Origin of the sequence: Streptosporangium sp. NPDC006013 (assembly GCF_040614275.1) — a bacterium.
Taxonomy (GTDB): domain Bacteria; phylum Actinomycetota; class Actinomycetes; order Streptosporangiales; family Streptosporangiaceae; genus Streptosporangium.
Window position 1 is genome coordinate 1 of record NZ_JBEXUE010000280.1, and the last position, 13,372, is coordinate 13,372.

General features: G+C 69.4%; 17 protein-coding genes and 1 pseudogene. 11 read left to right on the forward strand and 7 right to left on the reverse strand.

The window, feature by feature from the left end; translation table 11 throughout:
* From ABZ260_RS32795 to ABZ260_RS32825, 7 genes and pseudogenes are all read left to right on the forward strand, one after another.
* Positions 1-307: pseudogene (locus ABZ260_RS32795) on the forward strand (amino acid ABC transporter ATP-binding protein); the annotation flags it as partial.
* 31 nt (positions 308-338) lie between these two features.
* On the forward strand, positions 339-1,256 hold the full coding sequence (locus ABZ260_RS32800) for a glutamate ABC transporter substrate-binding protein (RefSeq protein ID WP_350918815.1): 918 nt from the start codon (positions 339-341) through the stop codon (positions 1,254-1,256).
* A complete protein-coding gene (locus tag ABZ260_RS32805) occupies positions 1,256-1,900 on the forward strand; it encodes an amino acid ABC transporter permease (RefSeq protein WP_350954563.1) in 645 nt (214 codons plus the stop codon). Before ABZ260_RS32800 ends, ABZ260_RS32805 begins: the two co-directional genes overlap by 1 nt.
* Positions 1,901-1,994: 94 nt before the next feature.
* Positions 1,995-2,822, forward strand: a complete 828-nt coding sequence (locus ABZ260_RS32810; RefSeq protein ID WP_355625531.1) for an amino acid ABC transporter permease — start codon at positions 1,995-1,997, stop codon at positions 2,820-2,822.
* Positions 2,815-3,765 (forward strand): asparaginase, encoded by a 951-nt coding sequence (locus ABZ260_RS32815; RefSeq protein ID WP_355625533.1) that lies wholly within the window; start codon positions 2,815-2,817, stop codon positions 3,763-3,765. Before ABZ260_RS32810 ends, ABZ260_RS32815 begins: the two co-directional genes overlap by 8 nt.
* Positions 3,762-4,508 carry a copper homeostasis protein CutC gene (locus ABZ260_RS32820; protein ID WP_355625535.1) on the forward strand — a complete coding sequence of 249 codons (747 nt, stop codon included), beginning with the start codon at positions 3,762-3,764 and terminating at the stop codon, positions 4,506-4,508. The genes ABZ260_RS32815 and ABZ260_RS32820 overlap by 4 nt, the downstream gene beginning before the upstream one ends.
* A gap of 346 nt (positions 4,509-4,854) precedes the next feature.
* On the forward strand, positions 4,855-5,379 hold the full coding sequence (locus ABZ260_RS32825; protein WP_355625537.1) for an SPW repeat protein: 525 nt from the start codon (positions 4,855-4,857) through the stop codon (positions 5,377-5,379).
* Between the two features lie 263 nt (positions 5,380-5,642).
* Here the strand turns inward: ABZ260_RS32825 and ABZ260_RS32830 are convergent, their stop codons facing one another.
* The gene (locus ABZ260_RS32830; protein ID WP_355625539.1) at positions 5,643-5,909 is read right to left on the reverse strand and encodes a hypothetical protein; all 267 of its coding nucleotides are present in this window, start codon (positions 5,907-5,909) and stop codon (positions 5,643-5,645) included.
* A 185-nt stretch (positions 5,910-6,094) separates the two neighbouring features.
* Between ABZ260_RS32830 and ABZ260_RS32835 the strand changes: the two genes are divergently transcribed.
* Positions 6,095-6,418, forward strand: a complete 324-nt coding sequence (locus ABZ260_RS32835; RefSeq protein WP_355625541.1) for a hypothetical protein — start codon at positions 6,095-6,097, stop codon at positions 6,416-6,418.
* A gap of 1 nt (position 6,419) precedes the next feature.
* On the opposite strand, the gene ABZ260_RS32840 is transcribed toward ABZ260_RS32835, so the two are convergent.
* Positions 6,420-6,662: a DUF6343 family protein gene (locus ABZ260_RS32840; protein WP_350918791.1), complete on the reverse strand. Its 243-nt coding sequence runs from the start codon at positions 6,660-6,662 to the stop codon at positions 6,420-6,422.
* 181 nt (positions 6,663-6,843) lie between these two features.
* Here ABZ260_RS32840 and ABZ260_RS32845 point away from each other — a divergent pair, with 181 nt between their 5' ends.
* Both ABZ260_RS32845 and dhaL read left to right on the forward strand, forming a co-directional pair.
* Positions 6,844-7,842: a dihydroxyacetone kinase subunit DhaK gene (locus ABZ260_RS32845; protein ID WP_355625543.1), complete on the forward strand. Its 999-nt coding sequence runs from the start codon at positions 6,844-6,846 to the stop codon at positions 7,840-7,842.
* A gap of 147 nt (positions 7,843-7,989) precedes the next feature.
* Positions 7,990-8,616: a dihydroxyacetone kinase subunit DhaL gene (dhaL, locus tag ABZ260_RS32850; RefSeq protein WP_355625545.1), complete on the forward strand. Its 627-nt coding sequence runs from the start codon at positions 7,990-7,992 to the stop codon at positions 8,614-8,616.
* 225 nt (positions 8,617-8,841) lie between these two features.
* On the opposite strand, the gene ABZ260_RS32855 is transcribed toward dhaL, so the two are convergent.
* The 5 genes from ABZ260_RS32855 to gap form a co-directional block, all read right to left on the reverse strand.
* Positions 8,842-9,189, reverse strand: a complete 348-nt coding sequence (locus ABZ260_RS32855; protein WP_012892502.1) for an RNA polymerase-binding protein RbpA — start codon at positions 9,187-9,189, stop codon at positions 8,842-8,844.
* A gap of 77 nt (positions 9,190-9,266) precedes the next feature.
* Complete coding sequence (gene secG / locus ABZ260_RS32860; RefSeq protein ID WP_030905020.1) at positions 9,267-9,497, reverse strand: preprotein translocase subunit SecG; 231 nt, start codon at positions 9,495-9,497, stop codon at positions 9,267-9,269.
* A gap of 130 nt (positions 9,498-9,627) precedes the next feature.
* On the reverse strand, positions 9,628-10,413 hold the full coding sequence (gene tpiA / locus ABZ260_RS32865; protein WP_350918780.1) for a triose-phosphate isomerase: 786 nt from the start codon (positions 10,411-10,413) through the stop codon (positions 9,628-9,630).
* Positions 10,414-10,420: 7 nt separating this feature from the next.
* Positions 10,421-11,608, reverse strand: coding sequence for a phosphoglycerate kinase (locus tag ABZ260_RS32870; protein ID WP_355625547.1), 1,188 nt, complete (start codon positions 11,606-11,608; stop codon positions 10,421-10,423).
* Positions 11,608-12,612: a type I glyceraldehyde-3-phosphate dehydrogenase gene (gene gap / locus ABZ260_RS32875; RefSeq protein ID WP_350918774.1), complete on the reverse strand. Its 1,005-nt coding sequence runs from the start codon at positions 12,610-12,612 to the stop codon at positions 11,608-11,610. The genes ABZ260_RS32870 and gap overlap by 1 nt, the downstream gene beginning before the upstream one ends.
* Positions 12,613-12,897: 285 nt before the next feature.
* On the opposite strand from gap, the gene ABZ260_RS32880 reads away from it, so the two are divergent.
* Positions 12,898-13,335 carry a hypothetical protein gene (locus tag ABZ260_RS32880; protein ID WP_355625549.1) on the forward strand — a complete coding sequence of 146 codons (438 nt, stop codon included), beginning with the start codon at positions 12,898-12,900 and terminating at the stop codon, positions 13,333-13,335.
* Positions 13,336-13,372: the final 37 nt, after the last annotated feature.

The window sequence follows — 13,372 nt, forward strand, 5'->3', positions numbered from 1 at the left end:
GCAGCAGCGGGCCGCCATCGCCCGCGCGCTGGCCATGCGGCCCAAGGTGATGCTCTTCGACGAGCCCACCTCCGCACTCGACCCGGAGATGGTCGGTGAGGTGCTGGACGTGATGGTCCAGCTCGCCGCCGACGGCATGACCATGGTCGTCGTCACCCACGAGATGGGCTTCGCCCGCAGGGCCGCCGACCGCGTGGTCTTCATGGACGCCGGCCAGATCGTCGAGACGGGCGAGCCCGGCGCCTTCTTCGAGGCTCCTCAGACAGACAGGGCCAGGGACTTCCTGGCCAAAGTTCTCACTCACTGATCGAAAACGATCGAAAAGGATGGTGGGCCCGATGGTGTCCATGAAGCGGCTGGCCGCTGTCGCCGCTGTGTCCATGCTCGGCCTCTCGGCCTGTGCCGGTACGGACTCGGGAAGCCCGGCCGTACCAGGTGAGGCCAAGGGCGGCGATCTGATCGCCTCGGCGCCGGTCGCGGCCGCCGCGGACATCCTGCCCGGCTCCACGATGGAGAAGATCAAGCAGCGTGGCGAGCTGATCGTCGGCGGGTCGCTCGACGCGCCGCTGCTGTCGCAGCAGAACCCGACGACCGGCGAGGTCGAGGGATTCGACGCGGACATGGGCAAGGCGCTCGCCAAGTACATCATCGGCGAGCCCAAGGTGAAGATCGTCAACTCCGCCTCGGAGACTCGCGAGGCGCTGCTCGGCAACGGCACCGTGGACGTCGTCTTCCAGACCTACACGATCACCCCGGAGCGGGCCGAGCAGGTCTCCTTCGCCGGACCGTACTACTCCTCCGGGCTGAGCCTCGCGGTCAGGAAGGGCACCACGGGCATCACCAAGCCCGAGGACCTGAACGGCAAGACCGTCATCGCCGGAGCCAACACCCCGGCCATCCCGGCGATCAAGAAGCTCGCCCCGCAGGCCAAGATCGTGACGTTCGGCAGCGACCCCGAGTGCGTGCAGGCCCTCAAGCAGGAACGCGGCGACGCCTACGTCCAGGATGAGACGCTCCTGGTCGCCAACGCGCAGAAGGACTCCTCGATCCAGGTCGTCGGCAGCCCGTTCACCACCGACCCGTACGGCATCGGTCTCAAGCACGGTGACGACCAGTTCAAGAAGTTCGTCAACGACTGGCTGAAGAAGATCCAGGCCGACGGCCTCTGGCAGAAGACCTGGAAGCAGTCTCTCGGCACGGTCGTGCAGGGCGAGGCTCCCACCCCGCCGCAGATCGGATCGGTGCCGGGGTCCTGATGTCCGCCCTCCTGGATCACCTGCCCGAGTTCTGGCAGGGGCTGGTCGTGACCCTCCAGCTGACCGCGGCGTCCTTCGTCGGCGCCGCGGTCGTGGGGCTCGTGATCACCGCCATGCGGGTCAGCCCGGTCGGCGTCCTGCGCGGGATCGGCACGGCCTACGTGGAGACCTTCCAGAACCTGCCGCTGCTGGTGCTGCTGGTGCTCGCCGTCTTCGGCCTGCCCGAGATCGGCCTCAAGGCCGACCTGCTGGTGACGGCCATGATCGTCATCGCGCTCTACGAGGCCGCCTACATCGCCGAGGCCCTGCGCTCCGGCGTCAACGCGGTCTCCGCGGGGCAGGGCGAGGCGGCCCGCGCGCTCGGGCTGACCTTCGGCCAGTCCCTGCGCCACGTGGTCCTGCCGCAGGCGCTGCGCACGGTGATCCAGCCGGTCGGCAACATCTTCATCGCGCTGACGATGAACACCTCGCTCGCCGCCGCGGTCGGCGTGGTCGACCTGACCGCCGCGGCCAACCGGGTGAACCTCACGGAGGCGCAGCCCATCCCGATCTTCGTCGGGGCCGGCCTGGCCTACGCGCTGATCGCCGCCTGCGCCGGGTTCGTCACCGGGCGGCTCGAACGACGACTGGTGGTGGTCCGGTGAGCGTACTGTCTCCCGACGGAGCGGTGAGTGTCCGGGCCCCTGGCGGGCCGGTCGCCACTCAGGCCGCGGGCTCGGGCGAACCGGCGGTGGTCCGGTGAGCAACCTGCTCTTCGATCAGCCGGGGCCGCGCGCCCGCCGCAGGATACGGATCGCGACCGCGGTGGGGGCGGTCGCGGTGCTGGCTCTGCTGGCGCTGGCGGTGCGCCAGTTCGCCGCCAACGGCCAGCTCGACGCCGACCGCTGGTCGCCGTACGCGACCTGGCCGATGTGGCGCTATCTGCTGAACGGGCTGTGGGCCACCGCGCTCGCCGCCGTCGTCTCGGCCGCGCTGGCGATGGCCGCCGGACTGGCACTGGCCCTCGGGCGGCTGTCGCGGCGCAAGTGGGTACGCGTGCCCGCCGCGGCGTACGTGGAGGTCGTGCGGACCATCCCGGCGCTGCTGCTGGTATACGTCGTGCTGTTCGCGCTGCCCCGCTACGGGCTGGACCTGCCGCTGTTCTGGAAACTCGTGGTGCCGCTGGCGGTCTCGAACGCCGCGGCGTTCGCGGAGATCTTCCGCGCCGGGGTGCTGTCCGTGGAGCGCGGCCAGGGCGAGGCCGGGCTCGCGGTCGGGCTCACCCAGGGCCAGACCATGCGCCTGATCGTGCTGCCGCAGGCGGCCCGGCGGGTGCTGCCCTCGATCGTCAGCCAGTCGGTCGGCCTGCTGAAGGACACCTCGCTGGGCTTCGTGGTCAGCTACGCCGAACTGCTCTACAGCGGCAAGGTCCTGGCGACCTACAACGGCCTGCTCATCCAGACCTACATCGTCGTCGCGCTGATCTACCTGGTGGTCAACGCGTCGCTGTCCAAGCTCGCCCGTACCCTCGACGCCCGTGACACCCCGGGGGCCCGCCGGCTCAGAAGGAGACCCGCCCGTGCCTGAACTCGTCCCGCTCGCGGAGGTGGTGCGCTCCGGATTCGTGGAGAGCGTGCACTTCGGCAGCGCCGTCGCCCTCGCGCCCGACGGCACCGTGGCCGTCGCCAGGGGAGCGGTCGGCGCGCCGGTGCTGCCGCGCTCCTCGGCCAAGCCGTTCCAGGCGCTGGCCTGCCTGCTGTCCGGGGCGGACCTGCACGGCCCCGGCCTGGCCATCGCCGCGGGCAGCCACACCGGTCAGGACTTCCACGTGCGACTGGTCGCCGAGATACTCGCCCGGGCCGGGCTCGGCTTCGAGGCCCTCGGCTGCCCCGTGGACTGGCCGGAGGACGAGGCCACCCGGCACATGCTGATCCGGGCGGGCCTGACGGCCTCGCGCGAGCGGATGAACTGCTCGGGCAAGCACGCCGCGATGCTCGCCGCGTCCGCCGCCTCCGGCTGGGAGACCACCTCCTACCTGGACGCCGACCACCCCTTGCAGCGGCGGGTGCGTGCCGTGACCGAGGAGCTGTCTGGGGAGAGGGCCGCCCATGTCGCCGTCGACGGGTGCGGCGCCCCGCTGTTCGGGCTGTCGCTGACCGGGCTGGCCCAGGCCGTACGGGCCCTGGTCGTCGCCGAGCCGGGAACCGCGCCGCGGGCGGTCGCCGACGCGATGCGCGAGCACCCCGAGTACGTCGGCGGGACCGGGCACGTGAACACCTCGCTGATGCGGGCGCTGCCGGGGGCGGTGGCCAAGGGCGGGGCCGAGGGGGTTCTCGTCGTCGCGCTCGCCACCGGGCACACGGCGGCCGTCAAGGTCATCGACGGGAGCCCGCGGGCCACGAGCGCGATCGCGCTGGCCGCGCTCAGGGCGGCCGGCGGGGACGTCGCGCCGGCGGCCGACTTCGCGAGTGTTCCGGTGCTGGGCGGGGGCCTACCAGTCGGTGAAATCCATGCTTTGGAGGAAAAATGAGTCTTACCTATGAAATCTGCATTGACAGCACCGCCGGCGCGCTCGCGGCCGAGCAGGCCGGGGCGCACCGCGTCGAGCTGTGCTCGGCCCTCTTCGAAGGGGGCCTGACCCCGACCCTCGGCACCGTCGAGGCGACCCTCGCGGCGGTCTCGACAATCCGGGTCCACGTGATCATCCGCCCCCGGGGCGGCGACTTCATCTACGACGAGTACGAGGTCGCGGCCATGGAGCGCGACGTGGCCACGGTCAGGGACGCGGGCGCGCAGGGCGTGGTGATCGGGGTTCTGACGCCGTCAGGCGAGGTGAACGTCGAGGTGGCCAAGCGCCTCATCGATGCGGCCGAGGGCCTCTCGATCACCTTCCACCGGGCCTTCGACATGACCGCCGACCCGTTCATCGCCCTGGACACCCTCGCCTCCCTGGGCGTCGACCGGGTTCTCACCTCCGGCCAGGACGTCACCGCCCTGGAAGGCGCGCCGCTGATCGCGTCCCTGGTCGAGCGGGCAGGCGACAGCCTGATCGTCATGCCCGGTGGCGGCATCACGCCCCGCAACGTGCACCGCGTGGTCGAGGCGACGGGAGCCACCGAGATCCACTTCGCCGCCCTGGTCGACGCGCCCAGCCCCGCCGTCCACCGCAACCCCCACCCGTTCATGGGCGGGGAACTGCGCCAGCCCGAGTACAGCCGCCTGATCACCTCGCCGCGCCTGGTCTCCGAGGTGATCGCCGCCGCTGGTACCTGACCTCCACCTCCGCCACCTGGATGTCAAGCCACCAAGTGGCTATCCTCGGCGCGGCGACCAGGGGTTGAGCACGACGTGCCGTTTTGGGCGGTAGGCGGACTGCGGTAGGCGCTCGGCCTGGCGGTGACCGGGTTGTAGAGCAGGATGAACGTCCTGGGGCGCCGTGTCCCGGTGGCGGCGGGGTGCACTGGACGGGGGCGACCACTGGATCGCCCCTGTCCAAAGGATTTCATTGTCTAGATTTGTCATTCTTTGGGCTGTTTGGAGCTTATGTCGGGTATACCGGTAGAAATTCGCTTTCGCATGAAATCGAATTTCGCATGAAAACCGGAAGGGGGCATGGGTCATGATGAGACCCGCAAGCCTGGAGCAACACCCCGATCTCATGGAGATGCGGGCGAGGTACGAACGGGCGGGCTCCAGTTCGGTGGCACAGGTCATCGACGGACTGGGCCTCCTGGCCGGGCTGTATCTGGCGATCTCCCCATGGGTGGTCGGTTTCAACGGCCTGTCCAGGCTCACCGTCAGCAACCTCGTCACCGGCCTCGTGGTCGCCGCCCTGGCCCTGGGGCTCGCGTCCGCCTACGGCCGGACGTACGGGATCAGCTGGGTCGTGCCGATCATCGGAATCTGGACCATCATCTCTCCCTGGGTCACCGGCTCGGCGACGACGGCGAACATCTGGAACAACGTCGTCACCGGCGTCGTCATCTTCCTGCTCGGGCTGGGAGCGGTGGCGATCGGCTCCAAGAGAATGCCCGGCATGGGACACAAGGGAGACATGTCCCACCGAGGAGACATGCCACACAGGACAGACATGCCCAGCAGGCCGGACATGCCCAACCGGCCGGACTTCCCCAACAGGCCATAGGTGGATGTGGCATCGGTGCGGCGGCGAAGGACCGCCCCGCCGATGCTGTACGGGACCTCTGCCTTCAAGCCGCCCCCGTTCTGACCGCCTCCACGAGGGGCGGCGGGGGTGCACAGTCCAAAGCAGCGGCATCCACCCGAGTCCCGCCAGGGAAACGACCTCACCGCGACAGCGGCCCAGCCTGGCCGGGGATGGCGGTGGTGGTGCTGTATCCAGATGAGCCCGGCCCCGACCGGGCTTCCGTCATCTTCGATCCGGCGGGGTCAGGAGACGAGCACGCGGTCCAGGTAGGCACGAAACTCCCTGACCTGGATGGTCGCGCTGTACGGTTCAAGCCGGTCGGAGAGTTTCCGGATGCGCCCGACCAGCCGAGACGAGGTCGGTGATCTGGCCATCGGTATGGCCGTCCGCGCCGAGTCGACGGCCTGTTCCAGCTCACCCAACCCCAGACAGGCATCGGCGGCGCCGACCCGGCTGAGCTGGGCCGAGCGGAACCGACGCTCACCGTACTCACGGAGGACGGCCTCCACGCAGGCGGCGGACCGCCGATGATCGCCGATGAGCGACCAGCAGATGCCCGCCTCGGCGACGGGTTCCGTTGGCTCGGACCAGGCGCCCCAGGCCGGATCTCGGTCGGTGGCGCCCTACAACTGCGAAAACACGCCCGCCCGCCGTACGAGCTCCGTGTCTTCCATCTGGCCGGCGTCCCCACCTGGTGCGAGGTCGTCGACAGCGACCCCGATCTGGGCTGGATCCCCGCCGTCCTCGACCACTCCCGGGGCCGCAGACCGCCCTGGACCTGTTCGCCGAGAGCGGCCGTGGGCTGGTCCTGGTCCGCGAACTCTCCCAGGGGCACTGCCGCGCCTACGCCACGACGACCTTCGCCACCGAAGCACCGGCCAAGGCCATCGCCTTCGCCCTGCCGACCCGGTCGGGCATCCGCCTGACCTGCCCGCCGCTGTTGCGCCTGGGCCGCCGTTCAGTCCGTCTCCAACTCACGGACCCCGCTGACACGGCCGAGCGCGGCCAGGACGGATGACCTACTCGAAGAGGGTGTGCCGCTCACCGCGCCGACGTCTCCGTACGATCCGGATCCCGACCACCACGATGTCCACGACGGCGATGGCCGCCAGCACGGCCAGGGCCACGGCGAGCGCGGTGATCCCGGCCTGTGTCGCGAAGACCGCCAGAGCCGTACAGACCACCAGCCCGAAGATCGCCAGAGCGAGCCGCAGGTTCAGCGCGCTCTTCGGATGGTCATGCGTTCCCGGCTGCTCCTTCATGAGACCACCTCCGGGGCAATATCGATCTCCCCACCTGCCCATACCTGTGCAAGGGGGCATCTCCCAGCCCTTACCCAGGACATCCCGGATCACCCATGGGGTCATGCCGACGACGAAGCCTTCGCGTCAAGGAGGTGAAGCCGGGTAGGAAAACAGCGTTCGCGACGCAAGGAGGGGCCAGGTGGCCGCACATCAGCTGGTCAACGACCCGCAGGAGCTCGTCGCCGAGGCGCTCGAAGGGCTGGAGCTCAGCCAGCGGGGGCGGCTGCGCTGGAACCGCGCCCCCAGCTTCGTCATCAGGGCCGATGACCGTCGGCCGTACAAGGTGGGCGTGCTGTCCGGCGGCGGCTCCGGGCACGAGCCCCTGCACACCGGTTTCGTGGGGTACGGGATGCTGGACGCCGCGGTGCCGGGAGCCGTCTTCGCCAGCCCCACCGCGATCCAGATCCAGGCGGCCACCGAGGCGGTCGACGACGGCCGGGGCGTCGTCCACGTGGTCAAGAACTACACCGGTGACGTGCTGAACTTCACCATCGCCGCCGAGATCTCCGGCGGCATCCGGACCGAGACCGTGCTCGTCGACGACGACCTGGCCACCGACACCTCCGTCGAGGGCGGCCCGGGGCGGCGGGGCACCGCCGCCGTCGTCGCCGTCGAGAAGATCTGCGGCGCCGCCGCCGAGCGGGGCGCCGACCTGTCCACGGTGGCCGCGCTCGGCCGCCGCGTCGCGGGCAACGCCCGGACCATGTCCCTGGCCCTGCGGGCCTGCACCCACCCCGGCCAGTCCGTACCCTCGTTCGACCTGGAAGTGGGCCAGGTCGAGTTCGGCGTCGGCATCCACGGCGAGCGGGGAGTCCGGAAGATCCCCGTCGCCCCCGCCGACGAGCTGGTGGCCGCGCTGACCGAGCCGGTCGCCGACGACCTCGGGCTGAGCAGGGGCGACGCGGTCTTCGTGATCGTCAACGGCCTCGGCGCCACCCACCAGCTGGAGCTCCTGACCGCCTACCGGCAGGTGACCCGGCTCCTCGACGCACGAGGTGTCACCATCGCCCGGCAGCTCGTGGGCTCCTACGTCACCGCTCTGGACATGGCGGGCTGCTCGGTCACCCTGATCCGCGCGGACGAGGAGCTCGTCGGCCTGTGGGACGACCCGGTGCGCACCGCGGCCCTCACCTGGTGACCCGCCCACGGCTCCGGCGGTCCGCGATGGTCACCTGACCGGCCCCGGCCCGGTTCTCCGCATATGGAGCATCGTCGCAGGTCAGCCACCCTGTGAGACCGAATCGACCGGCCTCGCGTCCCGTCCCGGTACTCGAAGGAGAAACCCATGAACGACCTCGAACCCCAGGCCGTACTGTCGTGGATCGAGCGGTTCATCATCCGGATCGACGACCGGGTTCAGGAGTTGACCGAGCTGGACCGCCGCAGCGGGGACGGCGACTTCGGCACCAACATGGTCACCGCGCTCACCAGGGCCAAGGCGAAGCTCTCCCCCGCCCCCGCCGACGCCGGGGCGCCGTTCTCCAGCCTCTCGACGGCCTTCCTCGAACACTCCGGCGGCACCAGCGGGCCACTGTTCGGCATGTGGTTCCGCGAGTTCGCGCTGGCCGGACAGGGCAGTCCGGCCTTCACCGCGGCCCTGCTCGCCGACGCCGCCAGGAACGGGGTGGCCACGGTCCGCAGGCTGGGCTCCGCCTCCGTGGGCGACAGGACGATGGTCGACGCCATGGCCCCGGCGGCGGACTCCCTGGCCGAGGCCGCGGGGAACGACGTCCCCGCGGTGGAGGCACTGCGGTCGGCGGCGGAGGCGGCCCGCGCCGGAGCCGACTCCACCTCCTCGATCACCGCCCGCCGGGGCCGGGCCAGCTATGTCGGCGAGGCCGCCCTGGGAGCACCCGACCCCGGAGCCGTCGCGGTCGCCCTGTTCTTCGAGTCCGCTGACGAGCTTCAATAGACGTACGGCCAGCCGGCGGCGTCCCAGCCGAGCAGGTTGACGCCGAGGCGGGCGGAGCCGTCGTCCGCGTAATAGTGGTACACGAGGAGATCACCGTCGGCGTCGGGCATCACCCCCTCACCCGGTCGCGGTACCCGAGCCCGTGAGATGCAAAAGACCCCCGTGAGTGATCCCACGGGGGTCTTCAGGGCGTACTTACCAGCAGACCACGTGCAAGGGGTCCGGCTAGTAGATCGGGCGCGAGGAGGAGCGCAGCCGCTCCAGGGCCTCGGCCAGGATCTGTGCGCCGTCCTTGTCGCTGCGACGTTCCTTCACATACGCGAGGTGCGTCTTGTAAGGCTCGTTACGCGGCGGCGCGGGCGGGTTGGCCTCGTCCTGACCTGCGGGGAGACCACACCGGGGGCAGTCCCAGAACTCGGGAACGGCCGCGTCGCTGGCGAAACTGGGGCGCGTCTCATGCATGTTCGCGCACCAGAAAGGGACCCGCACACGGGGGGCCGCCTCGCCACGCTCCGCCTCCCCCATCGGGCCGGCACCGACACGGCTGCCACGGATCGCGTTGCCACTACCCACGGATGAACTCCTTGCTCGATGGCCCCGCCGCTTGGGGATGCGGGGACTGAACCACTGTCACGCCTGTCGAAGCCGGGTCAGGGCCTCAGGAGCAGGCCCAGCGCGATGATGCAGACGAACCAGACCACACCGGTGATGACGGTGAGCCTGTCAAGGTTGCGCTCCACCACGGAGGAGCCTCCGAACGACGACGAGAAACCGCCACCGAACAGATCCGAGAGACCACCGCCCTTGCCCTTGTGGAGCAGGACGAGCAGCATCATCAGCAAGCTCGACAGGATGAGGGCGATGGAGATTCCGATTGTCACCGTTGACCTGTTCCCTATGTGCGTGTCCCGCGTCCGGGCACGACCCTTGTGTACGCCAGAGGCGTGACGATTCAAACCTGCTCTAAGAGGGTATGACGTGCTGTCAAATCACGCCCCCCAAACGGACCAGTCAACTCGACAATTCGCCAAGACGGCAAATTTTGACGAATTCCCCGGCATCGAGGCTCGCGCCACCGACCAGGGCACCGTCGACATCGGGCTGTGCCATGATGCCCGCGATGTTGTCAGACTTGACCGACCCACCGTAAAGGATACGGACACCCGCGGCCACATCGGTGTCGTACAGCTCGGCGAGTCGCTCCCGGAGGGCCCCGCAGACCTCCTGCGCGTCGTCGGGGGTGGCCACCTCGCCGGTACCGATCGCCCAGACGGGCTCGTAGGCGAGCACGATTGAGGCGACCTGCTCGGCGGTGACCTTGCGAAGCGCCCCTTCGAGCTGCGCGAGGCTGTAGGCCACCTGGCCGCCCGCCTGGCGCACCGGAAGCCCCTCCCCCACACACAGGATGGGGGTGAGCGAGTGCCGGTAGGCCGCCTGCACCTTGGCGTTGACGACGTCGTCGTCCTCGTGGTGGTACTGGCGGCGCTCGGAGTGCCCGATCGTGGCGAAGGTGCAGCCGAGCTTGGCGAGCATGGCCCCGGAGATCTCACCGGTGTAGGCTCCGCCGTCGTGCTGCGACAGGTCCTGGGCACCGTAGAGGATCCGCAACTTGTCGCCGTCCACCAGGGTCTGCACGCTGCGCAGATCGGTGAAGGGCGGCAGCACGGCCACGTCGGCCCGGTCGAAGTCCTTGTCGCCCAGCGCGAAGGCGAGCTTCTGGGTGTGGGCGATGGCCTCAAGGTGGTTGAGGTTCATCTTCCAGTTGCCGGCTATGAGCGGCTTGCGAGCGGTGCTCATTTGACTTCTACCTCTCCAGCGCCACAAGTCCGGGGAGGGTCTTGCCCTCCAGGTATTCCAGGCTGGCCCCGCCACCGGTGGAGATGTGCGAGAACCCGTCCTCGGGCAGGCCGAGTCTGCGCACGGCGGCGGCCGAGTCTCCCCCGCCGACGACCGTGAAGGCCTCCGAGCCGATCAACGCCTCGGCGACCGCGCGGGTTCCGCCGGAGAACGCCTCGAACTCGAAGACGCCCATCGGGCCGTTCCAGAACACGGTCTCGGCGTCGGCCAGCTTGCTCGCGAACAGCTCGCGGGTGCGCGGGCCGATGTCGAGGCCCTGGCGGTCGGCCGGGATCGCGGTGGCGTCGACCACCTCGTACTCGGCGTCCTCGGCGAACTCGGTGGCCGCCAGCACGTCGACCGGCAGGACGAGCTGCACGCCACGCTTGGCCGCCTCGTCCAGGAAGCCCCGCACCTGGTCGAGCTGGTCCTCCTGGAGCAGCGACCCGCCCACCTCGTACCCCTGTGCCTTCAGGAAGGTGTAGGCCATGCCGCCGCCGATGAGGAGCCTGTCGACCTTGGTGAGCAGGTTGCCGATGACCCCGAGCTTGTCGGAGACCTTCGCGCCGCCCAGCACCACGATGTACGGCCGTTCGGTGGTCTCGGTCAGCCTTTTGAGCACCTCGACCTCGGCCAGGACCAGCCGGCCCGCGGCGTGCGGCAGCAGGGCGGGCACGTCGTAGACGCTGGCGTGCTTGCGGTGCACCGCGCCGAAGCCGTCGCCCACGTAGAGGTCGGCGAGAGCGGCCAGCCTGGCCGCGAACTCGGCCCGCTCGGCGTCGTCCTTGGACTCCTCGCCGGGCTCGAAGCGCAGGTTCTCCAGCAGGGCCACCTGGCCGTCCTGAAGCGCCTCCACGACCTCCTGGGCCGACTTCCCGACCACGTCGGTCGCGAAGGCGACGTCCGCGCCCAGGAGCTCACCCAGCCGCTTGGCGACGGGGGCCAGGGAGTATTCCGGGTTCGGCTTGCCCTTGGGACGCCCCAGGTGCGCGACGACGATCACGCGGGCGCCCCTGCGGGCGAGTTCCTCGATCGTCGGCACCGAGGCGCGGATGCGGCCGTCGTCGGTGATGACGTCCCCCTCCAGGGGGACGTTGAGGTCGGCGCGTACCAGGACGCGCCGACCGTCCACGTCGAACTCGGAGATGTCCTTCATCAGAGGTCGGCGCCGACCAGCTCGATGAGGTCGGCGAGACGGTTGGAGTAGCCCCACTCGTTGTCGTACCAGCCGACGACCTTGACCTGGTTGCCGATCACCTTGGTGAGGGCGGAGTCGAAGATGCAGGACGAGGGGTCGGTGACGATGTCGGAGGAGACGATCGGGTCCTCGGTGTAGGTGAGGTAGCCCTTGAGCTCGCCCTCGGCCGCGGCCTTGAGTGCGGCGTTGACCTCCTCGACCGTGGTCTCGCGGCCGACCTCGACGGTGAGGTCGGTGGCCGAGCCGGTGGGGATCGGCACCCGCAGCGCGTAACCGTCGAGCTTGCCCTTGAGCTCGGGCAGCACCAGGCCGATGGCCTTGGCCGCACCGGTCGAGGTCGGCACGATGTTGATCGCGGCGGCGCGGGCGCGGCGCAGGTCGCTGTGCGGGGCGTCCTGCAGGTTCTGGTCCTGCGTGTAGGCGTGGATGGTGGTCATCAGACCCTTCTCGATACCGAAGGTGTCGTTGAGGACCTTGGCCATCGGCGCCAGGCAGTTGGTGGTGCAGGAGGCGTTGGAGATGACCGTGTGCTTGGCCGGGTCGTACTTGTCGTGGTTGACGCCCATCACGACGGTGACGTCCTCGTTCTTGGCCGGAGCCGAGATGATGACCTTCTTGGCGCCGTTCTCGGCGTGCACTCGGGCCTTGTTCGCGTCGGTGAAGAAGCCGGTCGACTCCACCACGACGTCCACACCCAGGTCACCCCAGGGCAGCTTGGCGGGGTCGCGCTCGGCGAAGGCCTTGATGGTCTTGCCGTCCACGATGATCTCGTCGGCGGTGCTCTTCACCTCGTACGGCAGGCGGCCAAGAATGCTGTCGTACTTCAGCAGGTGGGCGAGCGTGGCGTTGTCGGTCAGGTCGTTGACCGCCACGATCTCGATGTCCTTGCCGCTGGCAGCGACCGCGCGCCAGAAGTTGCGGCCGATGCGGCCGAATCCATTGACGCCTACGCGGATGGTCACGGTGCCGATCTCCTCGTACGTCGATGCGCCAGTCGTGAGGACCGGCGACTTGGGGCGGGCTGAAACCTCAACCACGAACCTTATCGGACCTAAATTGGTGTAGACCACTGGAGGGGGGAGGTCCGTTATTCCTTAACCCATGAACAGGTATCGCCCCATTCAAGTAGAGTGCCCGACCCGTCACCGGAAATCCCTTAGACCTCACCAGGAGCTGTCATGACGGATAACGATCCACATCTGGCAAACGGGCTTCTACCAGGTATTTTTACCGGTCTCGGCGCTACCGTGGTCGGCGCCGCGGCCTACGGCGCGCTCATCGGCTTCAGCGGGTACGAGATCGGCTTCGCCGCCATCGGCGTCGGCCTCCTCGTCGGTCTCGCCATGATGGCGGTCAGGCCGACGAGCCCGGTGCTGCCGCCGCTGGCCGCCCTCTTCTCCCTGATCGGCGCCGCGCTCGGCCAGGTCGCCGGATACGTGATCATCTGGGTACGAGCCTCCGGCGACGACTACGGCTCGGCGCTGACCCAGGTTCTCAACACCTTCCCCGAAGATCTCAGGCGCGATCCCAAGTCACTGCTGTTCTGGGCGATCGCCGCCTACGCGGGCTTCGGCTTCGTGAGCAGAAGAGTCAAGGCCGCCCGTGAAGCCCACGCCGCCTCGTCCGTCCCGCAGCCGGACGAGGCCGACCAGGTGGACTACTTCGCTCCCAGGAAGCAGCCCTGAGCGGGCTTTGACGGCACGTACCGGAGCCGCGGCCGTA

Coding starts and splice junctions, on each gene's coding strand:
- ABZ260_RS32870 (WP_355625547.1), bottom strand. CDS start 11,608: ATGAAGGACATCTCCGAGTTCGACGTGGACGGTCGGCGCGTCCTGGTA.
- ABZ260_RS32800 (WP_350918815.1), top strand. CDS start 339: ATGGTGTCCATGAAGCGGCTGGCCGCTGTCGCCGCTGTGTCCATGCTC.
- dhaL (WP_355625545.1), top strand. CDS start 7,990: ATGAACGACCTCGAACCCCAGGCCGTACTGTCGTGGATCGAGCGGTTC.
- ABZ260_RS32820 (WP_355625535.1), top strand. CDS start 3,762: ATGAGTCTTACCTATGAAATCTGCATTGACAGCACCGCCGGCGCGCTC.
- ABZ260_RS32840 (WP_350918791.1), bottom strand. CDS start 6,662: ATGAAGGAGCAGCCGGGAACGCATGACCATCCGAAGAGCGCGCTGAAC.
- tpiA (WP_350918780.1), bottom strand. CDS start 10,413: ATGAGCACCGCTCGCAAGCCGCTCATAGCCGGCAACTGGAAGATGAAC.
- ABZ260_RS32825 (WP_355625537.1), top strand. CDS start 4,855: ATGATGAGACCCGCAAGCCTGGAGCAACACCCCGATCTCATGGAGATG.
- ABZ260_RS32805 (WP_350954563.1), top strand. CDS start 1,256: ATGTCCGCCCTCCTGGATCACCTGCCCGAGTTCTGGCAGGGGCTGGTC.